We start from the raw sequence: 25,739 nt of genomic DNA, 5'->3' as shown, positions 1-25,739 counted from the left end.
AAACTTACGGCAGAATTACTTATTCTACGCCCAGGACATCCGGTGTCTGCCAGCCCAGATGTTGTCCGCCATCCACGCATAACAGCTGTCCAGTCACCGCATGCGCGTCCAAAAAATAGCCCAGCGCGGCGGTGATATCCGACGGGTTCGCGCCCCGCTCGAGAACCGTGTTGGCGCGCTGTGCCTTGAAGTGGTCTTCGCTCTGGCGATGGCCCTGCATGGTGGGGCCCGGCCCGATGGCGTTGACGCGGATCGCTGGAGTCAACGCCTGCGCGGCGGTACGGGTCAGCGCCCACAGGCCCATCTTTGCAATGGTGTAGGACATGAACTCGGGGGTCAGCTTGCGCACGCGCATGTCGACCATGTTGACGATCAATCCGGTGGCCAAGGGCTCTCCGGCGTCGTCCGTGTCGGGCGTCAGCCCTTGCTCGGCCATCGCCTGCGTCAACACAAAAGGCGCACGCAGGTTGCTGTCCATGTGACGATCCCAGCTTTGTCGCGTGGCCGTGTGGATATTGTCGTATTCAAAGATCGAGGCATTGTTGACCAAACAGGTGATCGGTCCGCCCAGCGCCTTGGCCGCGCGGGGCAGCAGGGCGCTGACTTGTGCCTCATCCAGCAGATCGGCCTGCAAGGCGACCGCCTTGCGCCCCAGCGCCTGAACCTCAGCCACGGTCTCCAGCGCGGGTTGTTCAGAGGTGGCATAGTGTACGGCCACATCATAGCCGCGACTCGCCAGATACAGCGCCATGGCCCGGCCAAGGCGAATTCCGGCACCAGTCACTACGGCTCGGGTCATGAATGATCCCTCTTCGTCACGTTACGCCAACAAAACGATGACATAGACCGCGTAGAGCAGAGTCAACACAATGCCCCAGGCACGCGTGATGTCCCGCTTGAAAAACACGAACGGGATCAGCAACAGCGACGCGCCCAACATGACCCACAAGTCAAATTCAAGGAATTCCGGGTCTACGGGAATAGGGCCAACCAACGTGGCAATCCCGACAATGGCCAGCAGGTTGAACATGTTTGACCCGATCACATTACCCAGCGCCACATCCGCCTGACGCCGCAGCGCCGCCATCACCGTGGTGGCCAATTCCGGCAGGGATGTTCCCACCGCAACCAGTGTGAGGCCGATCACCGTTTCGCTGACCCCATAGGTGCGCGCAATGACGGTCGCGTTGTCGACCAAAAGATGCGCGCCCATGGGCAGGCCGATCAGGCCCAGCACCAGATAGATCGAAACCTTCCAGTAGGCCATGTTGGGATCGGCCTCTTCCAGACCTTCCAACTCATCATCATCGGAACAAGCCTCACCGCAGGCCTTGCGGTGCGCATAGGCCTCGCGGAACGCATTCCACAAAACAAGAGCCAGCGCAGCCAGCAGAATGGCCCCGCTGAGCATGTTGAACACGCCACAGAACGCCAGCCCGATGAACAGAACCGAAGCGAGCAGCATGAAAACATAGTTCTTGCGACTGTCGCATTCGCTGGTGTGCAACGTGGCCAGCAAAGCAGGCAGGCCCAGAACCAGTAAGATATTCGCCGTGTTCGATCCGACCACGTTGCCCAGCGCAATCCCCGGCGCGTTCTCCTTGATCGCGCTGATCGCAATCAAAAGCTCGGGCGCGGATGTGCCAAAGGCTACGATGGTCAGGCTAACGATCAATGCAGGCACGCCCATGCGCAGGCTTAGGTTCACCGCACCGCGTACCAGCGCATCACCCGCCAGCAGCAAGATCAGCAATCCAAGGCCGGATAACAGCCATGCCGTCATGTCCGGCCTCCTTTTTCGCAGGCGCAGGGGCCTTTGCCGATCCTGAACCGCCCGCAGCGCGGACACCTTGACGATTGCAGCCTCTTTTGCCCTGGAAAGCGCAGCTTTCCGAACATCGCCAGCACACCCATGGCGATCAGAAACAGGGTGACAATCTTGATAATCACGTCACAAACCGAAACGCGCGTAGGCTGCACGCTCCTCAAGGCCGGCAACGGCATCCTGTGCCAGCGAAGCCCCAAAGCGCGACCAGAGAGGTTTGCGCAGCCCATAGCGGCGGAACTTGACCTTTTCGCCAAAGCGTTCCTGCAACTTGGGCTTCAGATGCGCGATGCCGTCAATCAGCCCCAGTTCCTGCGCGCGCCGGGCCAGCCAGACCTCGCCTGTGAACAGGTCCTGGCTTTCGTCCAACTTGCCGCCGCGCCGGGTTTTGACATGGGTGATGAAATTTTCGTGAATGTCGGCCAACAGCACTTCCAGCCGAGCGACGTCTTCTTTTTTCTCGGGTGCAAACGGGTCCAGCATAGACTTCGATTTGCCGGCAGTATGCACGCGGCGCTCGATACCCTGTTTTCGCAACAGGACATGCGCTCCGAATCCCGAAGAGATCACCCCGATCGACCCCAGAACCGAACTGTCATCGGCGTAAATCTCATCCGCGGCTGCTGCCAGCCAATATCCGCCCGAGGCTGCCACGTCTTCGACAAAAGCAATGACAGGAACGTTCAATTCCTCAGATAACCGTCGAATACGCGCGCCGATCAGAGAGCTTTGGACCGGTGATCCACCGGGCGAGTTGACCTCAAGCGCGACGGCGGCAGGTTTGCCCTTGCGAAAGGCTTTCTCAAGTACGGGTGCCAGCGCAGTGTCGGACATCGATCCACGACCGGCCATTCCGATTGCACCGGACAGGCGCACAACGGCCACGCAGGGTTGCTTTTTAATAAACGGCAGGCTGAGTTTCATGGGTGCCGATGTAGAGTGCCCCCAACCGGTAAACAAGGGACCGATTTACCGATAGACGTGACGTGAACACATTTCCTGAAGCCAGAGGGCAAAAATGCAACGCCTCTCTGTGGCTTAGCTACGAATGCGCCAACCGGTTTTAAAGATCCACCAGATGATGCCAAGGCACAGGCCGGTAAAGGCCAGAATGGCCAACAGGCTAAGCCCGATCGGAACATCCGCCAGCCCATAAAACGACCAGCGAAACCCCGAAATCAGATAGACCACCGGGTTGAACAAGGTGACCGTCTGCCAAAGCGGCGGCAGCATCGAAATGGAATAGAACGTGCCACCCAGAAAGATCAGCGGCGTCACGACAAGCTGCGGCACCAGCGACATCTGCTCGAAATTACTGGCCCAGATACCGATGATGAACCCCAACAGAGAAAAGCTGAGGCAGGTCAGGATCAGAAATGCAGCCATCGCAACCGGGTGTTCGATGCGCAAATCCACAAAGAAAGAGGCCGTAACCAGGATGACCAACCCAACGAAAAGTGACTTGGTCGCGGCTGCCCCGACATAGCCGATCACAATCTCGATAAAGTTCACCGGCGCCGAGAGAAGCTCATATATCGTGCCCAGAAACTTGGGGAAATAAATGCCGAAAGACGCATTGGATATCGCCAGCATCACCACCGACAGCATGATCAGCCCCGGCACGATAAAGGCACCGTAGGACACGCCTTCGATCTCTTGAATACGGCTGCCGATGGCGGTGCCAAAGACCACGAAATACAGCGAGGTTGATAGGACGGGCGACAGAAAGCTTTGCGCCAGGGTGCGGAAGAACCGGGCCATTTCGAACCGGTAGATGGCGGCAATGGCGGACCAGTTCATGCGGGCTCTCCGGACACCAGATTGACAAAGATTTCCTCAAGGCTCGACTGCCGCGTCTGCACATCACGCAACACCAGCCCCGCCTGCGCCACATCATTCAACAACGTGGTGATTCCGGTACGATCAGCATGCGTGTCATAGGTATAGATCAGCGCATCACCGTTACCATTCATCGTCAGGTTATGCGCCGCCAGACTGTCGGGAATGGTCTGGATCGGCTCGGTCAGCATCACCTCGATCTGCTTCTTGCCCATCTGCGCCATCAGCGTGTCTTTGTCCTGCACCAATAACAACTCGCCTTTGTCGATGACGCCGATACGGTCGGCAATGGCCTCGGCCTCTTCGATGTAATGCGTGGTCAGGATGATGGTGACGCCGGCCTGTTTCAGTTCGGCCACGATCTCCCACATATCCTTGCGCAGTTCGACATCAACGCCGGCGGTGGGTTCATCCAGAAACAGCACCCGCGGCTCATGCGACAGTGCCTTGGCGATCAGAACGCGACGCTTCATACCGCCGGACAGTTCTTTGATCGCGTTCTTGCGTTTGTCCCACAGGGACAGCTTGCGCAAAATTTCTTCGATCCGCGCATCATTGCGGCCTAAACCGAACAGACCACGCGACAGGCGGACCGTGTTCCAGACCTTCTCGAACGGCTCCAACGCGATCTCTTGCGGCACCAACCCGATCATCCGGCGTGCGGCACGAAAATCGGTCAGGATATCGTGACCGCCTACCGCAACCGAACCCGAGGTCGGTGTGGTGATGCCGCAAATGGTCGAAATCAGCGTTGTCTTACCCGCCCCGTTCGGGCCCAGCAGCGCCAGGATCTCCCCCTGCTCGATATCCAGCGAGACGCCCTTCAACGCCTCAAACCCTCCGGCGTAGGATTTGCGCAGATCCTTGATCGAAAGAATGGTTGTCATGCAGGTTCCTCGTTCTGGCGGCGACCCTACCCCGCCCGCCCGACACAGAACAGGTCAATTCCGCACACCGCCCTGCGCTTTTTTGCGGTAGGGAAAGGCGCCATTGCACGTAACTCCGGCCTTACTCCGGCCTTGCAATTCACCGGACAAGTCGAAACCCTGCGCCGAAACGGAGGGGCGCAATGCTGAACGGTATTCGGATTATCGAGATCGAAGGGCTCGGCCCTGCCCCCTTTGCCGCCATGCTGCTGGCGGATATGGGCGCGGACGTCATCACCATCCACCGCAAGGTACGGGCGGCAACACCTGGCATGCCGGAACGCTCGGTTCTGGATCGCGGAAAACGGTCGATTGATCTGGACCTGAAGGACGAGAGCGATCTGGAAATTACCAAACGGCTGATCGCCTCGGCTGATGCGCTGATCGAAGGGTTTCGCCCCGGAGTGATGGAGAAACTCGGCCTTGGTCCCGAACCCTGTCACGAAATGAACCCCAAGCTGGTCTACGGCCGGATGACAGGCTGGGGTCAGGACAGCCCCTTGTCGGACACGGCCGGGCATGACCTGAACTATATCGCCCTGTCCGGCGCGCTCTGGTACGGATCACCCCCCGATCAACCGCCGCAGACCCCCGCCACACTGGTCGGTGATATCGGCGGAGGAGCGATGTATCTGGTCGCTGGCCTTCTGGCCGGGCTTCTGAACGCGCAGAGCACGGGCCAAGGCACCATCGTCGACGCCGCCATTTATGATGGCTCGGCACATATGATGAACCTGCTTATGAGTCTGAACCAATCCGGCAACCTGTCTGACGCACGCGGTCAAAGCCTGCTGGACGGCCCCCATTGGAGCCGCACCTACGCCTGTGCCGACGGCGGGTTCGTGACGGTCCAATGCCTCGAACCCAAATTCTATGCGCTTTTTCTGCAAAAGATGGGCCTGTCCGACGACAAGATTTTTCAGCCCCAGTTCGACCCGTCACTCTGGCCCGCGCAAACCCGTAGTCTTGCCACCATATTCGCCGCAAAGCCGCGCGACCACTGGGCAAACCTGTTCGCAGGAACAGATGCCTGTGTCGCCCCGGTTCTCAGCCCGGCTGAGGCACAGGCCCATGAAATGAACTCCGCCCGAAACACATGGCTGCGTATCGACGGTGACCTTCAGGCCGCCGCCGCCCCGAGATTTTCCAACCATGCGTGGGCGCCGAAACCAAGCCCGGCCCGTGGCGAACACAGTGTGGAAATTCGGGCGGAGCTCGAAACCTTTCGCCGATCCGCCTCTTCATCTGGCTAAAAATACCTCGGGGGATGAATTGGCCACAGTCCAAGAAGGGGGCTGGCCCCTTCCCGGTTACCGCCCGCGAACTGTATCGATCATCAGCTGCACATTCGCAGGGTCAGCATCCGGCGTGATCCCGTGACCCAGATTGAAAATATGTGGTCCTTTTGAGAACGCCTCGACAATCCGGCGCGTCTCATCCACCAAAGCCTGCCCTCCGGACACCATATGGGACGAGGCCAGATTGCCCTGAACGCAACCATCCGCCTGTACATGCTTGGCCGCCCATTCCGGCGACACCGAGTTGTCCAGCGCCACACAATCCACACCGGTTGCCTTGGCAAAACCGATATATCCGTCACCCGCCTCACGCGGGAAGCCGATCACCGGGATGCCAGGGTGGCGTTCCTTGATGGCTTGCGTGATCACCCGACAGGGCTCAAGCGCGTATTTCCGGAACGCATCCCCTTTCAGTGACCCGGCCCAGCTGTCGAAGATCTTGACCACCTCGGCCCCGGCCTCGATCTGCGCCGAGAGGTATTCGATCGTCGCCAGCGTGATCCGCTCCAGCAGCGCCTCGAACAGGACGGTGTTTTCCTCGAGCAGCGCATGCGCGGGCCCCTGATCCGGGGTGCCGCGCCCGGCGATCATATATGTCGCAACGGTCCACGGCGCGCCCGCGAATCCAATCAGGGTGGTCTCGGACGGCAATTCGCGCGACAGGATGCGCACCGTCTCATAAACCGGCGACAGGGTGTCATGGATATCCTCGACCGGTTTCAGCGCATCGAATTCCGAAGCTTGCGTTATGGTCGACAGACGCGGGCCTTCTCCGGTGACAAACCACAAATCCGCGCCCAGCGCCTGCGGTACCAGCAGGATATCGGCAAACAGGATCGCTGCGTCGAACCCATAGCGGCGGATCGGCTGCAGCGTCACCTCGGCCGCCAGTTCAGGGTTATAGCATAGCGACAGAAAATCCCCAGCCTGCGCGCGGGTTGCGCGATACTCGGGCAGATACCGCCCGGCCTGACGCATCATCCAGATCGGCGGCACATCCTGCACCTCACCCGCCAGTGCCCGCAGCAGTTTCTTTGTATCGGCCATCTTTGCCCCCAATCGTCTGGTTTGTCGCAACGGGTCGGCCCTCAGTGGCAATTTGTCAAGGTGTGCCCCCATTGTCAGGGCAATGTGACGCGACTAAAGCTTGGCGCATGACACTGACCCTGCCTTCCCCCGACTCACCGCTGAAGATTGGCACCCGTGGTTCGCCTCTGGCGCTGGCGCAAGCATACGAAACCCGGCAACGGCTGGGCACTGCATTTGACTTGCCGGACGAGGCGTTCGAGATCGTGGTGATCAAGACCACCGGCGACAACCGCGCCATGATCGACGCGGACCGCCCGCTGAAGGAGATCGGCAACAAGGGCCTGTTCACCAAAGAAATTGAAGAGGCGATGCTGCGCGGCGATATCGACATCGCGGTGCATTCCACCAAGGACATGCCGGTGGAACAGCCCACAGGTCTAGTGCTGGACACGTTCTTGCCGCGCGAAGATGTGCGCGACGCCTTCATCTCACCCAGCCTGACCTCGATCCACGATCTGCCGCAGAGTGCCGTGGTCGGCACCTCATCGCTCCGCCGCAGGGCGCAATTGCTGAACCGACGGCCTGATCTGAATGTGGTCGAGTTTCGCGGCAATGTGCAGACCCGCCTGAAGAAACTGGCCGACGGCGTGGCGGACTGCACCTTTCTGGCCATGGCAGGCATCCGCCGCTTGAACATGGCCGAGGTTCCCGCCACGGCCATTGCCCCCGAGGACATGCTGCCCGCAATTGCACAGGGCACCATCGGTATCGAGCGTCGTAGCGACGATTCCCGTGCAGCGGGTATGCTCGAAGCGATCCACCATACCGAGACGGGTCAGCGCCTGGCCGCTGAACGCGCCCTGCTGGCGGCCCTGGACGGGTCCTGCGAAACCCCCATCGCGGGTCTTGCCGAAGTGCAAGGCGGACAACTGCGCCTGCGCGGCGAAGTGCTGCGCCCCGATGGGTCCGAGGCGATTGCCGAAGACCAAACTGGCACGATTTCCGACGGCCCCGAGATGGGCCGCGTCATGGCACAAACACTGTTGAAACAAGCAGGTCCGGGCTTCTTCGATTGGAGAAGTTGAGAAAAATTTGAGTAATGTGAATTACTTCACTGTAGGTTGCATTCCGATCTGGCATCAAGGTGTCATACCGATGTGGTGAAGGGGCGATCTCGATAAAGTCGAAAGTTTTTTCAGTATATTCGCTTAAGTGGTATTCGAGGGGGCGAGACTGCACCAAATCACTAATCGGTTAGGGCCGCTGTCATATTTTGACAGCGGCCCATTTCATTTCAGATCAATCGTTCAGGCTGCACTGATCGCCTGTACAGCTTTTTCAACAGCCACCCGGGTCTGTTCCAGATCGGCTTCGGTCACGGCCAATGACGGATACAGCTTGCCCGGAGATTTGAAGATCCCATTTGCGCGCAACGTATCGTTGTAGAGGGTATTTCGTTGTGGATCGTCATGTCTGGCGCTGCGGTAATCGCGACAGGCCCTATCGGTGAAATAAATATCGAACAGCGTTTCATCTCCGACGACCTGATGCGGAATACCCGACTTGGTCAGCGCGTCGATCTGCATCTGCTGCAATGCCACCCCAGTTGCGCGCAGCTGGTCATAAACCCCGTCGCGCCGCAAAACCTCTAGGGTTTTCAAACCTGCAACCGAAGCCACCGGATTGCCAGACAAGGTGCCCAACTGCATCAGCCAGCCTTCTTCGCCGACCTGCGCCTTGTTGAAATGCATCATAATCTCGGCGCTGGCACCCAGCGCGGCCAGAGGGAAGCCGCCGCCTGTAGCTTTGCCCAAAGTGCAGATATCGGGCGTCACGCCGTATTTTTCTTGCGCGCCGCCATAGGCCAGGCGGAACCCGGTGACGATCTCGTCAAAGATCAGAAGAACGTGGTGCTTGTCGCACAGATCGCGCAAGCCCTGCAGGTAACCGGGTTCAGGCGGCACGATCCGTTGCAACGGCTCAACCATGATCGCAGCGACGTCATTGTGTTCGTCCAACAGGGCGGCCACCGCTTCAAGGTCATTAAAAGGGGCAACCAACACCTGTTCGGCCACGCTGTCAGGGATACCGGCACTGTCTGGCACGGCTTGCGGAAAGTTGACCTGCCGGCTGGGCGCAAGACTCATCTGTGCCTCGGCGCTCATGCCGTGATAGCCGCCTTCGAATTTCAGAATCTTGCTGCGCCCCGTATAGGCGCGGGCCAGACGGATTGCATACATGTCCGCCTCTCCGCCCGAGGCGACAAACCGCACCTGTTCGCAACAAGGCACCGCATCGATGATCGCCTCGGCCAGTTCAATGCCTTTGGCGTTGTTGGCAAAGAAGGTCATGCCTTTGGGCAATTGCTCCAGTACGGCCTCCATCACCTCGCGGTGGCCATGACCCAACAACATGGGGCCTGACCCGATCAGATAGTCGATATATTCATTGCCGTCCTCATCCCAGACACGGCTGCCTTCGCCGCGGGCAATGATGATGCCGGGGTCGAAATTGCCAAACCCTCCGGCGGGTAGAACTGCATTGGCGCGGTCGATCCATTCGGATTGTGTGCCTATCTTCAGCATCTCAAACGATCTCCAATATCGGGGAACCAAGAACTTCCGGGTCAGGTGAAACACCTAATCCTGAACCTTCGGGCGGAGCAATCCGGCCGTTTTCACGATTTGGTGCATCCTGGCAAAGGCGAGGGGTCACATAGGACGACAGGTCACAGGTATTCAGCAATGATCCATGCGGCGTCGACGCCGCAAAGTGCAACGATGCGGCCGTAACGATATCCGACCCCCAGGTGCATTCAGCGCAAATTTCTGCCCCAAGATGAACGGTCAAATCCCGCGCGCGGCGCATGGCCGACAAGCCGCCAAATTTGGACAATTTCAACGCCACTGCATCCATGCACCCCAGTTCATGCGCCCGCATGAGCGAGGCCAGATCAAATGCGTTTTCGTCAATCTTCATCGGCAAGCCGGTGGCCTGTCGCACAGCGGCGCAGTCTTCCAGCGTTTTACAAGGCTGCTCCAGCATCACGTCCAGATGCGCAACGGCCCGCCCCGTGCGTGTGGCTTGCAACCGCGACGCGCCACAGTTCCAGTCGCCATAGACGAGAGGGCCCGGTCCCACGGCCTCACGCACTTTGATCAGACGTGCCGCATCGGCCTGCCAGTCGCCCTCAACCCCCAGCTTGACCTGAAACTGGCGAATGCCGGTTTGATAAGCGGTTTTGGCGATCCGCGCCATGTCGTCTGGCGCGATACAGGTGATCGAATGATAGAGCGGCATGTCCTTCCGCGTCCGCCCGCCCAGCAAAGCATAGATCGGTTGGCCCGTGGCCTGACCAAACAGGTCCCACAGGGCAATGTCGACAATGGATTTGGCATAAAGATGCCCTTGCAAGAACCCGTCCAGTTTACGCATCGGAGCGTCGATGCCAAACGGGGAAACCCCTATGATCTGCGGTCCCATTTCCGCCACTGCCCCCGGCACGCCATCAGCAAAGGCTGGCAGGTAATGGGGGATCGGGCAGACCTCGCCCCAACCTTTCAGGCCGGTATCCGTTTCCAGACACAGAACATGGGTTTTAACTGTGGCACAGGTCTTACCCTCGGCCATGTGGTAGGTCTCGTGACTGGTCAGATCGACGGACCAGAGCGTTATCTTGTTGATCCTCATTGATAAACTCCAACCGGATCGCCAAGCGCCTCTTCGTCGGGATGAACACCAAGCCCCGGTGTTTCCGGAAGGTGCAGGTGACCTTCGATGTTACGCGGCCCGCGCCCGGCGGCGATATCAACCGTGATCATATCCTGACAAGCCCAGACCGCGTGGCAATTGTCGTCCGGGATGGTAGAGGCAAGATGCAGTGCCTCGGTATCGGCCAGAACCGAGCCGCCAGTGGCCATCACGAACATGTCGATCCCGTGCGCCAGAGCGATATCTCGCATCCTAGCTGCTTTGGTCAGACCGCCGACGCGATTCAGTTTGATCCCGAACACCTCGGCCAGCCCCTCGCGGGCAATCCGCGCAGCGTCCTGCAAGGTGACCAGGCTTTCATCTACCGACACGGGTGAGGCATGACGGCCCGAGATCGCGGCAATATCATCCAGCGTCTCACCGGGCTGTTCAAAAATGACGTTCAGATCCTCGCAGGCGCTCATTACTTGCAGGGCCTGTTGCCGGGTCCAGCCTCGGTTGACGTCATATAGGACGATCTCACCCGGTCGCCGAATGCTCTCCACGTCGCGCACACGAGTAATGTCACGTTCGACGTCACCGCCGATCTTTACCGAATGGGCAACGTAGCCGCGGTTGCGATACCGCTCCATGACCTCACGGGTTTCTTCCACAGTCTTGGCCCCGACCGAGGACGCAATCGGACGGGGCGTACGCGACCCACCGCCCATCAGGTCCGCTATCGGCAGGCCTGCCGCCTGACCGGCAATATCCCAGCACGCCATGTCGATCGGGCTTTTGGCATAGAGATGTCCGGGCAGCGCGGTATCCATAGCCCGTTCCACATCCAGCACTCGTCGCGGATCAAGGCCCAGAATGAACGGCGCCATGGTTTGAATGCCCGCGCGAATTCCCGGCCCATACGCAGGCACATAGGTGTGACCCCAAGGAGTGCCCTCGCCCCAGCCGATCAGCCCAGCATCAGTTTCCACCTTAACCAGCGTCGCATCCAGCACGTCGAATTTCAGCCGCCCACCAGACAGCCAATAGGGATGCTCTAACGGCAAATCGACGTGATAGACCGAAAGGCGGGTGATCTTCATTTCAACTCCACCTCGACAAAGGACATGGGGGTATCCCCAGCGTTGATGACGTTATGTTCCACCCCTTCGTCGCGGCGATAGGCGGTTCCAGCGGGAACTGTCACTTCGTTGGCTGTTCCATCGGGCAACTCCAACCGCATCTGGCAATCGGTGACAGCCATGATGACGTAATCCATCGCGTGACGGTGCCAGCCAGTTTCAGCGTCGGGGGCAAAGTCAAAGCGCGTCACCCGCACACGCGCGTCATCGATCATCTGGGTTGCAACAGCTTGCGGTCTCATAATCTAAACTCCTCAACAGGCGCACCGAGGCTTTCGAAATCGGGCACTACACCCATTCCTGGTACATCCGAGGCGTAGAGCTTGCCATTCCGCGACATTGGTCCGCCGAATCCGGTAGAACGCGTGTTGTAGTTCATCAGATCGGTCGTGTTTTGCAGGTAGTCGGACGGGGTCGAGGCAGCAAAATGGGCGACAACCGAGGTGGCTATTTCCCCACCCCAGGTATCTTCGCTGACCACCGGAATGCGGTTTTCGACCAGATAGTCCCGCACCCGCCGCGCCTTGCTTAGCCCACCAAGGTTCGAGATTTTGAGACAGCAGATCTCGGCCCCGCGATCCGCGACGATGCGCTGCGCCATGTGCATACCAGTCAGGCATTCATCCAGCTTCATCGGTTGCTCGGCCACGCGGCGTACCTGCTGGCATTCTTCATAGGTGCGGCAGGGTTGTTCCAGAATGTAATCCAGATCGCGCGTTGCGCGCGCCACCCGGATCGCGTTGTCAACGCGCCAGCCCTGATTGGCATCGGCCATCGCCTTTTCACCAGGTTGAAGCAAAGGCAGTGTCGTCCGGATACGGTCAATATCCGTGACCCAGTCGCTGCCGACCTTAATCTGAAACTGCCGGTACCCCTGCTCGCGGTACCGGTTCATTTCGGCGACCGTCTCATCAACCGCTTTCTGAGGCGCGACGCGATACATCGGCGCGCCGTCGGTCAGCTTACCGCCCAGCAGCATCCAAACCGGTTGATCACAAGCCTGCCCAAGAACGTCCCAGCACGCGGCATCAAACGGAGCCTTTGCGTACCCATGTCCCTGAATCAAATGATCCATAAGCTGTTCGATGCGCCCCACCTGTCGCGGGTCCTCGCCCAACAGCGACGGAGCAACCAACCGGGCCAGCGCGGCGACGCCTTCGGAATGCGCAACCATATAGTTCTCACCACAAGGCGTGAATTCTCCGCACCCCTGCAGACCCGCATCTGTGTCGATGACGACGACTGACGCAGTTGCGGTTTCAATCGCGTTGCCCGCCCCCCAAACGTAGGCACCGCCCACATAAGGCAGACCGGTCTGGAACACGCGCACACGGGTAATCTTCATGCGGCATCCATTCGTGGCAAATCGCCCATTCCCTCGCCGCGCCAAAGAACGAAGGTCAGGATCGGCTCATCTATTGTGGTCATCGCATGGCTTTGCCAACTGAGGTGATGGCGTGTCTGGTTGGGACCGATATAGGTTTCGTTCCCTTCGATGCGAAACCTTGCTCCGCCACCGACAACCAAATAGAGTTCCTCAGCCTGATGGCTGTGCCAATCATAATTCAAACCTGCCCCCCAATAGGCGACGTAGCCGCGCAATTGGGTCGAGTGGAAATGCCCGGTTGGCCCGAACAATTCATAATAGCCGAAGCGGTTTAGGAAATCGGCCCCGACCTCTTCTTCGGTATAGGTGTGCTTCCATTGCGCCAGATGTGCGGTTGCCCTGATCGCATCGGACAGGGATTGCGTGGCGTCGCCGGTCGGGAATTCAGTTTGCTGAACCAACTCTACTGCCGGGATTTGGTTTGGTTCCAAACCTGTCGCTACAAGATCGTCAGGCCAGGCACCAAAACCCGAAAGATCAGGGTGGGATTGATGCAGCTGCCGGGCGGCCTCTAGAACGTCGTCCATTGTCACGGGATCACCACGATGTTGCCTGTGTGTTGTTTGGCGATAAAGGCCGCCTGTGCCTCACGCAATTCTTCCAATGGATAGGTAGCCGCCAACGCAGGCTTGATCTCTCCGGCCTCGATGTATTTCACGAGGTTTTGCATGACTTGCGGGTCGATCACGGTCGAACCTGTGAAGGTCAAGTCGCGCAGGTAGAATGTTCGCAGATCAAACTCGACCATCGGCCCCGCGATCGCACCCGAACAAGTATAGCGCCCACCGCGTTCCAGACTGTCGATCAGGTTCGGCCAATATGGGCCACCGACCACATCGGCAACTACGGTAATCTTTTCTGACCCCAAAGCCGCGCGAAGGTTTTCCGGCGCGCGGAGCAAAATCCTGTCGGGGCCAAATTCGGCGACGTCTGCATGCTTGGCCTCGGACGCCATTGCGATCACACGCGCGCCGCGCCGTTTGGCCAATTGCACCAGTGCCCCGCCAACGCCACCCGAGGCGCCGGGCACCAACACGGTGTCGGTGTCGGTCACGTTGGCGCGGGTCAGCATGCCTTCGGCGGTCGAATACGAGCAGGAAAACGTCGCCAGCTCCGCATTCGTGAGGTCTGATTTGATCGGCACTGCATTCACCGCAAGTGTCGTGGCGTATTCGGCAAATCCGCCGTCCCGCTCGGACCCGTAGTATCCGGTCTTGTCCTTGTTGCCTGGATCGTTCGGATCTCGCAGCCAGCCATCGGTGATCACGCGTTCACCAATGCGGGCGCTGTCGACACCATCGCCGACGGCCACGATCTGACCGCAGATATCGGCGCCCTGAATGCGCGGGAACGTAATTGGCGCGCCGCCCCATGTCGGGTCATCTTCGCCCACTTCTTCAAACGCGCCACCCGTTGTCGCATCCGTCACCGTTTTGGAATACCAACCCGAGCGTGTGTTCACGTCGGTATTGTTCAAACCACAGGCGGCGACCTTGATCAGCACCTCGCCCGCAGCGGGTTCCGGGCGCGGCCAGTCCTCATGCAACACCATTTGTTCAAGGCCACCATGGCCCATCGTGACCATAGCTTTCATTGTATCGGGCAGGCTCATTGTGCAGTCTCCAGCATGGCGTCGGTACGGGGCAGCAGGCTGTCGGGGTCATAGGCTGGTTCACCCAACACGCGGGCCGCGCGGGGTTTGCCGTGGATCACGACCTGCAACGCGGTGCCGGGGGTTGCGGCCTCGGGCTTGATATAGACAAAGGCCAGAATCTTACTGACCGTATGGCCATAAGCCACCGAAGCCGTCGAGCCCACGACGCGGCCATCCAACATGACCGCTTCGCCGCCATGGCCGTCGATCTCTCCGTCGGGTTCAATCTCAAGATAGGCGCAGATCCAGGGCAGGTCAGAATTCAGGGTTTTGTCTTTGCCCAGATACTCCTTGTCTGTGCGCGCAAAGCGCAGCACATCAGCCTCGGCCAGTGTGACCTCGTTGGTCAACTCACCCGCACCTTTGAAGCCCTTCTCCATCCGCATCACGTTCATGGCAAAGCTGCCATAGTCGGTGATTCCATGCGACTGACCCGCAGCCCAAAGCGCATTATAGACGTCAAGACAGGCGCCGTTAGGCATATGTAATTCCCATCCCAGTTCACCTGCGTAAGACATGCGGAAGGCCCAGACCTTGTGGCCTGCGACGGTGATCTCCTGTGCCGACAGCCAGCGGAACCCAGCATTGGTCAGATCGGCATCAGTGCAGCGGGACAGTACGTCGCGTGACCGGGGACCGTTCAGTGACAAGGCCGACCAGTCGGCGGACAGCGCGGTGATCTGCACATCCTCATCGGCGCACTGGTGTGCCAGATGATCCAGTAGGCGCTGTTCAAAGAAAGCTGCACAGACCAGATAGAAGCGGTCCTCGGCCATGCGGACAATCGTCGTCTCCAATTCGATCCGCCCGCGTCGGTTCAGCATATGCGTCAGTGTGATCGAGCCCACCTTTTGCGGCATCCGGTTGGCGGTCAACCGGTCCAGCAGGGCATAGGCGTCCGGGCCAGAGACCTCGACCTTGGTGAAAGCGGTGACATCCATGATACCGACGCGTTCGCGGACCGCTTTGACCTCAGCTGCGACCATGTCGTCTGCCGGTGTGCGGCGGAAGGAATAGTGATCGCGCTGTTCGACCCCGTCCCGTGCGAACCAGCGGGGGCGCTCAAAACCATACACCTCCTCATGCACCGCGCCTTTGGAGTTCAGCAGTTCATACAGCGGCGACGGCTTGATCGGGCGGCCTTCCAGGCGATTGAAATGCGGGAAAGGGATTTCATGGCGCAGGCAGTAGTCTTCCTCAGCCTTGATCACCTGCCAGTCCTTGTTGGCATACGCCCCAAACCGGCGCGGGTCGAATTCGCGCATCGAAATATCCGCCGCCCCATGCACCATCCAGCGCGCCAGCTCGCGGGTCAGACCTGGCCCCCAGCCGATGCCGATCTGCGTTCCGCAACAACACCAATAGTTCCGAACACCCGGCGCAGGGCCGATCAACGGGTTGCCATCGGGGGGATGCGAAATCGCGCCATGTACGTCGCGTTGAATGCCCAGTTCAGCAAAGATCGGCATCCGGTTCAGGCTTTCTTCAAGCCACGGCATCACCCGGTCGTAGTCCGCATCGAACAACCAGTTTTCGTATTCCCAGGGGCAATGATCATGCCAGACCGAGTTCGGGTTCTCTTTTTCGTAAATCCCGATCAGCCCGCGCTGCTGCTCCATCCGGATATAGCCCGAGACTTTGCGATCGTCGCGGATCACCGGCAGTTCGGTGTCCAGGTTCTGGAACTCCGGCACCGGTTCGGTCACGAAGTAATGGTGGGTCATCGAAGTCATGGGCAGTTGTAGCCCCGACCATTCGCCCATCTGACGGGCATAGGTGCCGCCAGCGTTCACCACATGCTCACAAGTTATGGTGCCCTGTTCGGTCTCTATCACCCACTCCCCATTCTTAGCCTGCGTAATGTTGGTGGCGCGGCAGTTGCGGAAGATGCGCACACCCTTTAGACGCGCGCCAGTTGCCATCGCCATGGTGACGTTGGTCGGGTCCACATGGCCATCGTCGGGCGTATGCAGCGCGCCCAACACGCCGTCGAGATTGTAGAACGGGTGCAGCTCCGCCACCTGTTCGGGGCCGACTAATTCGATATTGAACCCAAGCGAGCGACCAACTGACAGGGTGTGACGCAACCAGTCCATCTCATCCTCGGTATAAGCCAGCCGGAAGGATCCACACCCATGCCACGTCACAGGCTGGCCGGTTTCAGCTTCCAACGCACCGGAATAGAGACCGATGTTGTAGTCGACGCATTTGCCCAGACCAAAGCTTGAGGTCGAATGCGTGATCTGCCCGGCCGCATGCCAAGTGCTGCCGCTGGTCAGTTCAGCCTTTTCAAGCAGGACAGTATCACCGCCCCACCCTTCATGCGCCAGATGATAGGCCAGACCGACCCCCATGACACCTCCGCCCACGATCACCACGCGGGCATGTGACGGCAGATTCTTCTCGGACATGATTTTTCCTCTTCCCGAGTCGCGTTTCTGCTCGACAGGCTAATTCCACAAATGTACCATCGTCAATCATGAATGACACAAATGTATCATCAATCGTTCTCGACCGGCTCACCGAAGAGTGGGACGCCCTGACGCCCGAGGCACAGAAAGCCGCGCGTTACGTGCTGGAAAACCCCACGGATGTAGGGGTTTCGACCGTGCGCGAGATTGCCGAGGCTGCCAATGTGAAACCCAACACCTTCGTGCGGATGGCTCGGCAGGTGGGCTTCGAAGGCTACGAGGATTTTCGCGCCCCGTTCCGCGACGCGATTCGCCAAGGCACCGTGTCGTTTCCAGATCGCGCGCGCTGGCTGCAGACCATCGGCAAGTCGGGTGAGCTGGGCGGCCTATATGCCGATATGATCGGCGCCGCGATCCGCAACATCGAAGACACCTTTGCCGGAATCGACGCCGACCGACTGAAAGCCGCCGCCGAGGATATCTGGAATTGTCGCCAGATCTTCACGCTGGGCGTTGGTGTCAATAACGCGAACGCGCGCAACTTTACCTATCTGGCCTCTACGGGCATGAAGCAATTTCACGCCATCCCCCGCCCCGGCTCGACCCCGGTGGACGATCTGGCCTGGGCTGACGAACAGGATGTGCTGATCGCGATCACCTGCCACCCCTACCGGACCGAAGTGATCGACGCGATCAAACTGGCGCGGCAGCAGGGCTTGACGGTCATCGGCCTGTCCGACAGCCCCGCCAGCCCAGTAATCCTGAACGCGCAGCATGGCTTTGTGGTCGCTGCTGACACGCCGCAGTTCTTCCCGTCCTCCGTATCTACCATCGCTTTGTTGGAAACGCTGCTGTCCTTCGTGATCGCGGTTTCCAGCGATGAGATCGTCGAACGGGTGGAACGGTTTCACCAACGCAGGCACCAGCTTGGCCTTTACGCAGAGGAGCCCGAATGAACGCCCCGCTGACACGTTCGCTTGATGCGCGATACTACACCGACCCTGCGATTTTCACGCAAGAGATGCAGGGCCTTCTGGCCCGAACATGGCAATTCGCCGGACACGTGGCGCAAGTCCGCGAAACAGGGGACTACTTTGCTTTCACGATTGCCGGGCAGAACCTGTTCTGCATTCGGGGTCGCGACGGAGAAATCCGCACCTTTTACAACGTTTGTCAGCATCGAGCGCACGAGATGGTCACCGGCGCCGGAAACACCCGCGTCGTCGTCTGCCCCTACCACGCGTGGACATATGAATTGTCCGGCCAGCTGCGCGCAGGGCCCAACATCAAATCCGTCCCCGGCTTTGACCGTAGCACCATCTGCCTGACCTCTGTCCGGACCGAAGTGTTCAACGGCTTCATCTTCGTCAATCTCGACGATGACGCCGCGCCAATGGATGAATGGTACCCCGGCGTGCGCGAAGAAATCCGCGCCTTCGTCCCTCACATCGACGATCTGGAACCGCTGGAATGGGTCGAGATACCCGAGAACTGCAACTGGAAGGTCAGTATCGAGAATTACTCGGAATGCTATCACTGCCCAACCAATCACCCGACCTTTGCCGAAGGCGTGGTCAAACCCGAGACCTATGACATTCAACCCGATCCAAGCGGCGGCTACGTGCTGCGCCACACGACGGAATGCCAGAGCCTCGACAAGATGACCTATCCCATCGACATGTCGGTGCCTCATGCAGGTGATTATCAGTCGTGGTTCCTGTGGCCGATGTTTTCATTCCAATGCTACCCGGGCAATGTGCTGAATACTTACCACTGGCGCGCGGCCGATGCCGATCACTGCACCGTCTGGCGCGGCTGGTATACCGAAGGCGGGTCGGAAAGTGCGGTGATCCGGCAACTGGCCGTGCAGGATCGTGAAACCACGGTCGAAGAAGATATCCATCTGGTCGAAAGCGTTCACCGGGGCTTGAAATCCCGTGGCTATCGCCCCGGTCCGCTGGTGCTGGATCCCCGATGCGGTGTGATGTCGGAACACTCGATTGCCCGGTTACAACAATGGATGCGTGAGGCCGTGGACTGATGATCAAGGTGATCCACCCATGCTGATGCCCGAAGACTGGCGACCGGAGCACAAGTTATTTCCGCATCAAGTGGGCTTTACCTCTCCACCGTTCGACTTCGATGCGGCTCCATCCGATTTCCTGCGCATCAGCCCGGGCACCGTAGGGGTACATGGCTGGATGCTGCATGTCCCCGACTATGTGCATGGGCTGGATCAGCGAAAACAGAATTTCGGGATGCTTGAGGATTTTGTCCACTGCATGTCCCGAAACGGCGTCGATGTGTGCGGTCAGATCGGGTCGAACTGGGCGCATGCCTGCGGGCTGGGCGTTGAAGGCGTACGACAGCATTGCGCGGATCTGTCCGACAAATACGGCACGCAGTTTCATATGGCAGGATACGCCATGATCGAAGCGCTGCACGAGATGAATGTGGAGAAGGTGGCGTTGAACGCTGCCTACCATTGGCCGGAATGGTGGCAAGGCACAGTCGGGTTCCTTCAAGAAGCCGGGTTCGATGTTTTGTATGCCGGCAATTTCCATGATCAGGGATGGTTTGCCAGCCAAGATGATGTGAACAGCTATCGCTGGGTCTTTGAAGGCGATCTGGCGCTCAAAAGCTTCGAATACGTTGCCGAGCAAGCCCCGAATGCCGATGCGATCCTTATCAACGGCATGTGCAATTTCCGCACGGGTCCGAACGGTCTGCCACAACGCCCCCTGCATTTGGTAGACGATCTGGAGGCCGCCTTGGGTAAAACTGTAGTCGGCCACGACATCGCGCTCTATTGGCGCATCTTCAGATCCCTTGACTTGCGGCCCGCGACACCATTGGGTCGGCTTCTGAAAAGCCTGTAGATCAAAGAGGGCTGAAACCTATGCACAGAATACTCGCGCTCTGGGCGGTGCCCCGATCCACTTCAACGGCCTTTGAATGGATGATGCGCCAGCGCGGCGATCTGGATTGCCTGCACGAACCCTTCGGCGAGGCATGGTATCAGGGAGAAGACCCACTTTGGCACCGGTTCAAACCGGGGGATGTCACAACGCCCGGCCTGACGCTTGGGAAAGTGTGGCAGGGCATCAAAGCCCGAGCCGAAAATGCGCCGGTCTTCATCAAGGACTTTCCGCACTACATCAACCATATGTGGGATGCCGAATTCCTGTCCCACTTCAATCATGCCTTCCTGATCCGCGATCCGGCCAAAACGATCACCTCGATGTTCAAGCGCTGGCCAGACTTCGCGGAAGGAGAGGTTGGCTTCCCCGAACAGCGCGCCTTATTCGACTTGCTAACCGCCCTGAACGGCACCCCTCCGCCTGTGATTGACAGCGATGATCTGCTGGAAGACCCCCGTGCAATGACAGAGAAATTCTGTGACGCAGTGGGCATTCCTTTTATCGAAGACGCCTTGACCTGGGAAGCCGGTGGCGATCCTTCGGCACATAGCTGGTGGGATGGCGGGTCGTTTCACGCCAATCTCGCGAACTCGACCGGGTTGGCGCCGCAACCTCGCAAATATGTGTCAATCGAAGAGGCGCCTGATCGGGTCAAACAGGTGCATCGCCGGATGAAACCGCACTATGATCACCTCTACAAACATCGTCTGACGCGCTAAAGAACCGGAGACCCCAAATGGCAGACATTTTCGACGAAGACCTGTTCCTCAAAGGCTTGGAACAACGCAAAGGCACGCTTGGGGCCGAATATGTAGAAAAGAACCTGGCGTCCGCGGATGACTTTACGCGCCCGTTTCAGGAGGCCATGACAGCCTGGTGCTGGGGCTTTGGCTGGGGTGACAGCGTGATCGACGCCAAGACCCGATCGATGATGAACCTGTCGATGATCGGCGCGCTGGGGAAGATGCACGAATGGGAAATCCACTGCAAAGGCGCGATTAACAATGGCGTCTCGAAAGAGGAAATCAGGGCCATCATCCACGTGATCGGCATCTATTGCGGTGTACCCCAGGCGCTGGAATGCTTCCGTGTGGCGCGAAAGGTGCTTGAAGCCAAATAAATGCTCAAACTAGTCAAATTTAAACAGGCATGACTGGTTCAGTATCGGGCTTCGGGCCCTAAGTTTATAAGTATATCGACAATCTCGCCGCGCCTCGTCTCGATTAAGGCGTGTCGGGCAGAGCGAGGGACAGGCTGCAAGATTTTTTGACACGCGTTGTCGTCTCATACGATCACGACGCCAAGAGCCATGTGTAAGATATGCATGGCAACCTCATCACCGTAACAAACAAGGCAAGCAGAGCCCTCCCAACCTTTTTTCAATACTTGAACACCTACATCAGGATTGATCATTGCGACTGCCCCCCTTGCCGGATCGACTGATTGGGCGCACAATATGAGCTCATACACAAAATTGCGCCCTGGGTGCGCACCGTGACACGCTTCGCGTCCGGGACGCCTTCTATGAAATGGAGGGCACCATGACTATTGCATCTCGCCTGAAACACCATTTGGACTCCCAGGGGCTTCCGTTTGATACTGTCCCGCATCCCTATGCCGCTACTGCAAGCGAATGTGCAGAAGCGGCACATGTTCCCGGCGACCACCTTGCCAAATCCGTCTTAATACACATGGAAGAGGGGCCCATACTTGCAGTGCTGCCCAGCAACCATCAGGTCGACCTCACAGCTCTGCAATCGATGATGGATCGGCGCCTTGGTTTAGCTCCTGAATCCGAAATGCGCGAATTGTTTGATGATTGCGCCCTTGGCGCTATACCACCTGTAGGCGATGCCTATGATCTGCCGACTGTTGTGGACAACAGTCTCACTGGCCTCGACAGGGTTTGGTTCGAAGCTGGAGACCACCAAACTTTGATTGAAATGCGCGGGAAGGATTTCGACACGATGATGAAAGACGTTAAGCACGGCGCTTTCTGCTGCATGCATTAAGCTCTTTCTGCTGCATGCATTAAGCTCTGGCGTGTTTTTTCCCTGATTTACCCCGCTCCGGCGGGGTTTTTCTCAGCTACGGGAGCAGGATTTTTAGCTCTCACCCCATTGTTTTATGGTTCTGACGGGTTGAGTTTGTTAAGCGATTGATCTTGGGGATCAATTGTAGTGTGACCGGGCTGTTCTGAGATTTTCTGACGCTGGTTGCGGGAGTAGGATTTGAACCTACGACCTTCAGGTTATGAGCCTGACGAGCTACCGGGCTGCTCCATCCCGCGTCAGTGTCAGATTTGTATCATCGTTAGAGAGATGTTTTGGGCTTTTACTAGGTTTGGCGGTGACCTACTCTCCCGGGGCTTAAGCCCAAGTACCATTGGCGCGGCAGTGCTTAACTTCCGGGTTCGGGATGGGACCGGGTGTTTCACTTGCGCTATGACCACCAAACCGAGGAAAAGCCCATGTCTGCATTCTTGCTGAGCAAGAAAGCGACGGGTGGCAGGCAGCGTCTTTGCGTGCAAAGGCGCGTTGCCACTCGGTTGTTATGTCACCCCTTACGGGGTTTCACATCAATCAACGTTGTCCAACTCAAGGTCGGTGTATGCTTTTGGTCTTGTTTGATCGCCTACCGCTTCGCTACTTGAGGCGGTGAGCTTTGTCTTTCTGTTACTGGATCAAATCAAGCCTATCGGGCGATTAGTACCGGTCAACTGAACGCATTACTGCGCTTACATCTCCGGCCTATTGACGTGGTGGTCTTCCACGGCCCTCAGGGAGACCTTGTTTTGAGGGGGCTTCCGCTTAGATGCCTTCAGCGGTTATCCTGTCCGATCATAGCTACCCAGCACTGCCGTTGGCACGACAACTGGTCCACCAGTGGATCGTTCACCCCGGTCCTCTCGTACTAGGGGCAACTCCTCTCAAGTCTCCTACACCCACGGCAGATAGGGACCGAACTGTCTCACGACGTTCTAAACCCAGCTCACGTACCTCTTTAAACGGCGAACAGCCGTACCCTTGGGACCTGCTCCAGCCCCAGGATGAGATGAGCCGACATCGAGGTGCCAAACACTGCCGTCGATATGGACTCTGGGCAGTATCAGCCTGTTATCCCCGGCGTACCTTTTATCCGTTGAGCGATGGCCCTTCCACTCGGGACCACCGGATCACTATGGCCGTCTTTCGACTCTGCTCGACTTGTCAGTCTCGCAGTCAGGCTGGCTTCTGCCATTGCACTCAACGAGCGATTTCCGACCGCTCTGAGCCAACCTTCGCGCGCCTCCGTTACGCTTTAGGAGGCGACCGCCCCAGTCAAACTACCCGCCACGCAGGGTCCCGGATCCGGATAACGGACCGCGGTTAGACATCAAGAGTGCGAAGGGTGGTATCTCAAGGGAGGCTCCACGGATACTTGCGTTTCCGCTTCAAAGCCTACCACCTATCCTGCACATCACAATCCTGATGCCAGTGCGAAGCTGTAGTAAAGGTGCACGGGGTCTTTCCGTCTAACCGCGGGAAGCCTGCATCTTGACAGGCAATTCAATTTCGCTGAGTCGATGTTGGAGACAGCGGGGAAGTCGTTACGCCATTCGTGCAGGTCGGAACTTACCCGACAAGGAATTTCGCTACCTTAGGACCGTTATAGTTACGGCCGCCGTTTACCTGGGCTTCAATTCAAGGCTCTCACCTCTCCTTTTAACCTTCAGGCACCGGGCAGGCGTCAGACCCTATACGTCGTCTTGCGACTTCGCAGAGCCCTGTGTTTTTAATAAACAGTCGCCACCCCCTGGTTTGTGCCCCCAGCCCCTAGTTGCCTAGGAACCGGGCCTCCTTCTCGCGAACTTACGGAGGTATTTTGCCGAGTTCCTTCAACATCGTTCTCTCAAGCGCCTTGGTATTCTCTACCAGTCCACCTGTGTCGGTTTAGGGTACGGTCTGATAGGAGGGCTATTTCCAGGAACCTCTCAGCAGCCCAATCAATCCGATAAGATTGAACTACACCTGAGATCCGTCACCACTCCACGGCCAGGAATATTAACCTGGTTCCCATCGCCTACGCCTTTCGGCCTCGGCTTAGGGGCCGGCTTACCCTGCTCAGATTAGCTTTAAGCAGGAACCCTTGGACTTTCGGCGAGAGTGTCTCTCACACTCTTTGTCGCTACTCATGTCATCATTCTCACTAGTGATCTCTCCACCGGATCCCTCACAGGCCGGCTTCATCGAAAGCCTCTCTCCTCCAATCCGCCCGAAGACGTGAAGGAGGAATGAGACTATGTCACACTACGCTCTGCTACCATGCCTTACGGCATCCTAAGCTTCGGCTCATGGCTTGAGCCCCGTTACATCTTCGCCGCAGGACAACTTATTTAGACCAGTGAGCTGTTACGCTATCTTTAAAGGATGGCTGCTTCTAAGCCAACCTCCTGGTTGTTTTGGTCGTCCCACCTGCTTTCCCACTTAGCCATGAATTGGGGGCCTTAGCTGTAGGTCAGGGTTGTTTCCCTCTCCACTACGGACGTTAGCATCCGCAGTGTGTCTGCCATCTAGTACTCCCGGGTATTCGGAGTTTGGTTAGGATCAGTAAGCCTGTGGGGCCCCATTACCCATCCAGTGCTCTACCCCCCGGGGTATTCGGATGACGCTCTACCTAAATAGATTTCGCAGAGAACCAGCTATCTCCGAGTTTGATTGGCCTTTCACCCCTAGGCACAGCTCATCCCGATCCTTTTCAACGGATGTGGGTTCGGTCCTCCAGTAAGTGTTACCTTACCTTCAACCTGCCTAGATCACTCGGTTTCGGGTCTGATCCCACGAACTCATGCGCCCTATTAAGACTCGCTTTCGCTACGCCTACACCTAACGGCTTAAGCTTGCTCGTGAGACCAAGTCGATGACCCATTATACAAAAGGTACGCCGTCAGCTCGCAAGGAGCCTCCGACTGATTGTAGGCGTTCGGTTTCAGGTACTGTTTCACTCCCCTCGTCGGGGTGCTTTTCACCTTTCCCTCACGGTACTGGTTCGCTATCGGTCAGCAAGGAGTACTTAGCCTTCGAAGGTGGTCCTCCGATCTTCAGACAGAATTTCACGTGTTCCGCCCTACTTAATACGTCCATCAAAGCTTCCTATACGGGGCTGTCACCCGCTATGGCCATGCTTCCCAACATGTTCTAGTCACTTATCTGGCTCGGCTGGTCCCCGTTCGCTCGCCGCTACTAGGGGAGTATCAATTGATTTCCTTTCCTCCGGGTACTTAGATGTTTCAGTTCCCCGGGTTTGCTCTTAAAACCCTATGTATTCAGGTCTTAAGTACCTGTTTAAGCAACATATTGATTATCAGAGATAACAATATGAAGCTTTCAGGTGGGTTGCCCCATTCAGAAATCCATGGATCAAAGCTTATTCTCAGCTCCCCATGGCTTATCGCAGAGTATCACGTCTTTCATCGCCTCTTGCTGCCAAGGCATTCACCAAACGCCCTTCTCGCGCTTGATTTGATCCAGAAGAAAGACTTGATATTGGCACTACCGCCTATTCGGCTACTTGAGTGCGTTTAACCGCACACAACCGAAGCTGCGCTAGCAATCAAATCAATCGCGATCATCCAGCT

Annotated in this window: 22 protein-coding genes, 1 tRNA gene and 2 rRNA genes; 8 read left to right on the top strand and 17 right to left on the bottom strand. The window is 57.9% G+C overall.

The genetic code is table 11. The annotated features are described in order from the left end of the window. Positions 1 to 19: 19 nt before the first annotated feature. The 5 genes from ACR3EP_RS16270 to ACR3EP_RS16250 all read right to left on the bottom strand — a co-directional run bounded on the left by ACR3EP_RS16270 (position 20) and on the right by ACR3EP_RS16250 (position 4,551). Positions 20 to 799, bottom strand: coding sequence for an SDR family oxidoreductase (locus ACR3EP_RS16270; RefSeq protein ID WP_170397050.1), 780 nt, complete (start codon positions 797 to 799; stop codon positions 20 to 22). Positions 800 to 820: 21 nt separating this feature from the next. After that, positions 821 to 1,783, bottom strand: coding sequence for a calcium/sodium antiporter (locus tag ACR3EP_RS16265; protein WP_480638672.1), 963 nt, complete (start codon positions 1,781 to 1,783; stop codon positions 821 to 823). A gap of 168 nt (positions 1,784 to 1,951) precedes the next feature. Further along, positions 1,952 to 2,749, bottom strand: a complete 798-nt coding sequence (locus tag ACR3EP_RS16260) for a S49 family peptidase (RefSeq protein ID WP_170350743.1) — start codon at positions 2,747 to 2,749, stop codon at positions 1,952 to 1,954. Between the two features lie 114 nt (positions 2,750 to 2,863). Next, positions 2,864 to 3,625, bottom strand: a complete 762-nt coding sequence (locus tag ACR3EP_RS16255; RefSeq protein WP_170361250.1) for an ABC transporter permease — start codon at positions 3,623 to 3,625, stop codon at positions 2,864 to 2,866. Further along, on the bottom strand, positions 3,622 to 4,551 hold the full coding sequence (locus tag ACR3EP_RS16250; RefSeq protein WP_170361247.1) for an ABC transporter ATP-binding protein: 930 nt from the start codon (positions 4,549 to 4,551) through the stop codon (positions 3,622 to 3,624). The genes ACR3EP_RS16255 and ACR3EP_RS16250 overlap by 4 nt, the downstream gene beginning before the upstream one ends. 182 nt (positions 4,552 to 4,733) lie before the next feature. Here ACR3EP_RS16250 and ACR3EP_RS16245 point away from each other — a divergent pair, with 182 nt between their 5' ends. Then, a complete protein-coding gene (locus tag ACR3EP_RS16245; RefSeq protein ID WP_480638671.1) occupies positions 4,734 to 5,843 on the top strand; it encodes a CaiB/BaiF CoA transferase family protein in 1,110 nt (369 codons plus the stop codon). A gap of 57 nt (positions 5,844 to 5,900) precedes the next feature. Here the strand turns inward: ACR3EP_RS16245 and hemE are convergent, their stop codons facing one another. After that, entirely contained in the window at positions 5,901 to 6,935 is a 1,035-nt protein-coding gene (hemE, locus tag ACR3EP_RS16240) for a uroporphyrinogen decarboxylase (RefSeq protein ID WP_480638670.1), read from the bottom strand. Positions 6,936 to 7,042: 107 nt separating this feature from the next. On the opposite strand from hemE, the gene hemC reads away from it, so the two are divergent. After that, complete coding sequence (hemC, locus tag ACR3EP_RS16235) at positions 7,043 to 8,002, top strand: hydroxymethylbilane synthase (protein WP_480638669.1); 960 nt, start codon at positions 7,043 to 7,045, stop codon at positions 8,000 to 8,002. Positions 8,003 to 8,224: 222 nt separating this feature from the next. Here the strand turns inward: hemC and ACR3EP_RS16230 are convergent, their stop codons facing one another. The 8 genes from ACR3EP_RS16230 to ACR3EP_RS16195 are packed head-to-tail and all read right to left on the bottom strand — an operon-like array spanning position 8,225 to position 17,201. Continuing rightward, a complete protein-coding gene (locus ACR3EP_RS16230; RefSeq protein WP_480638668.1) occupies positions 8,225 to 9,502 on the bottom strand; it encodes an aspartate aminotransferase family protein in 1,278 nt (425 codons plus the stop codon). A gap of 1 nt (position 9,503) precedes the next feature. Continuing rightward, positions 9,504 to 10,607, bottom strand: a complete 1,104-nt coding sequence (locus ACR3EP_RS16225; protein WP_480638667.1) for a mandelate racemase/muconate lactonizing enzyme family protein — start codon at positions 10,605 to 10,607, stop codon at positions 9,504 to 9,506. Further along, complete coding sequence (locus ACR3EP_RS16220) at positions 10,604 to 11,710, bottom strand: mandelate racemase/muconate lactonizing enzyme family protein (protein WP_480638666.1); 1,107 nt, start codon at positions 11,708 to 11,710, stop codon at positions 10,604 to 10,606. Before ACR3EP_RS16220 ends, ACR3EP_RS16225 begins: the two co-directional genes overlap by 4 nt. Further along, a complete protein-coding gene (locus ACR3EP_RS16215) occupies positions 11,707 to 11,991 on the bottom strand; it encodes a cupin domain-containing protein (protein ID WP_254440242.1) in 285 nt (94 codons plus the stop codon). The genes ACR3EP_RS16220 and ACR3EP_RS16215 overlap by 4 nt, the downstream gene beginning before the upstream one ends. After that, the gene (locus tag ACR3EP_RS16210) at positions 11,988 to 13,094 is read right to left on the bottom strand and encodes a mandelate racemase/muconate lactonizing enzyme family protein (RefSeq protein WP_480638665.1); all 1,107 of its coding nucleotides are present in this window, start codon (positions 13,092 to 13,094) and stop codon (positions 11,988 to 11,990) included. The genes ACR3EP_RS16215 and ACR3EP_RS16210 overlap by 4 nt, the downstream gene beginning before the upstream one ends. Further along, positions 13,091 to 13,663 (bottom strand): dimethylsulfonioproprionate lyase family protein, encoded by a 573-nt coding sequence (locus ACR3EP_RS16205; protein WP_425081743.1) that lies wholly within the window; start codon positions 13,661 to 13,663, stop codon positions 13,091 to 13,093. Before ACR3EP_RS16205 ends, ACR3EP_RS16210 begins: the two co-directional genes overlap by 4 nt. A 2-nt stretch (positions 13,664 to 13,665) precedes the next feature. Next, complete coding sequence (locus ACR3EP_RS16200) at positions 13,666 to 14,748, bottom strand: alcohol dehydrogenase family protein (protein WP_480638664.1); 1,083 nt, start codon at positions 14,746 to 14,748, stop codon at positions 13,666 to 13,668. Continuing rightward, on the bottom strand, positions 14,745 to 17,201 hold the full coding sequence (locus ACR3EP_RS16195) for an FAD-dependent oxidoreductase (protein ID WP_480638663.1): 2,457 nt from the start codon (positions 17,199 to 17,201) through the stop codon (positions 14,745 to 14,747). Before ACR3EP_RS16195 ends, ACR3EP_RS16200 begins: the two co-directional genes overlap by 4 nt. Positions 17,202 to 17,269: 68 nt before the next feature. On the opposite strand from ACR3EP_RS16195, the gene ACR3EP_RS16190 reads away from it, so the two are divergent. The 6 genes from ACR3EP_RS16190 to ACR3EP_RS16165 all read left to right on the top strand — a co-directional run bounded on the left by ACR3EP_RS16190 (position 17,270) and on the right by ACR3EP_RS16165 (position 22,134). Continuing rightward, entirely contained in the window at positions 17,270 to 18,157 is an 888-nt protein-coding gene (locus tag ACR3EP_RS16190; protein ID WP_170350755.1) for a MurR/RpiR family transcriptional regulator, read from the top strand. Beyond that, on the top strand, positions 18,154 to 19,242 hold the full coding sequence (locus ACR3EP_RS16185) for an aromatic ring-hydroxylating oxygenase subunit alpha (RefSeq protein ID WP_480638662.1): 1,089 nt from the start codon (positions 18,154 to 18,156) through the stop codon (positions 19,240 to 19,242). The genes ACR3EP_RS16190 and ACR3EP_RS16185 overlap by 4 nt, the downstream gene beginning before the upstream one ends. A gap of 19 nt (positions 19,243 to 19,261) precedes the next feature. Then, the gene (locus ACR3EP_RS16180; RefSeq protein ID WP_480638661.1) at positions 19,262 to 20,080 is read left to right on the top strand and encodes a hypothetical protein; all 819 of its coding nucleotides are present in this window, start codon (positions 19,262 to 19,264) and stop codon (positions 20,078 to 20,080) included. Between the two features lie 20 nt (positions 20,081 to 20,100). Continuing rightward, complete coding sequence (locus ACR3EP_RS16175) at positions 20,101 to 20,841, top strand: sulfotransferase-like domain-containing protein (protein ID WP_170361223.1); 741 nt, start codon at positions 20,101 to 20,103, stop codon at positions 20,839 to 20,841. Between the two features lie 17 nt (positions 20,842 to 20,858). Continuing rightward, positions 20,859 to 21,242 (top strand): carboxymuconolactone decarboxylase family protein, encoded by a 384-nt coding sequence (locus ACR3EP_RS16170; protein WP_170350759.1) that lies wholly within the window; start codon positions 20,859 to 20,861, stop codon positions 21,240 to 21,242. Positions 21,243 to 21,663: 421 nt separating this feature from the next. Beyond that, positions 21,664 to 22,134: an aminoacyl-tRNA deacylase gene (locus ACR3EP_RS16165; protein ID WP_170361221.1), complete on the top strand. Its 471-nt coding sequence runs from the start codon at positions 21,664 to 21,666 to the stop codon at positions 22,132 to 22,134. 201 nt (positions 22,135 to 22,335) lie between these two features. Here the strand turns inward: ACR3EP_RS16165 and ACR3EP_RS16160 are convergent. From ACR3EP_RS16160 to ACR3EP_RS16150, 3 genes are all read right to left on the bottom strand, one after another. Then, a tRNA-Met gene (locus ACR3EP_RS16160) sits at positions 22,336 to 22,412 on the bottom strand. Positions 22,413 to 22,463: 51 nt separating this feature from the next. Continuing rightward, positions 22,464 to 22,578 (bottom strand): 5S ribosomal RNA (gene rrf / locus ACR3EP_RS16155). Positions 22,579 to 22,806: 228 nt separating this feature from the next. After that, positions 22,807 to 25,624: ribosomal RNA gene (locus ACR3EP_RS16150) — 23S ribosomal RNA — on the bottom strand. Between the last annotated feature and the right edge of the window lie 115 nt (positions 25,625 to 25,739).

The organism is Ruegeria sp. BB10 (assembly GCF_056535725.1).
This window is presented reverse-complemented; position numbering and strand designations above follow the sequence as displayed.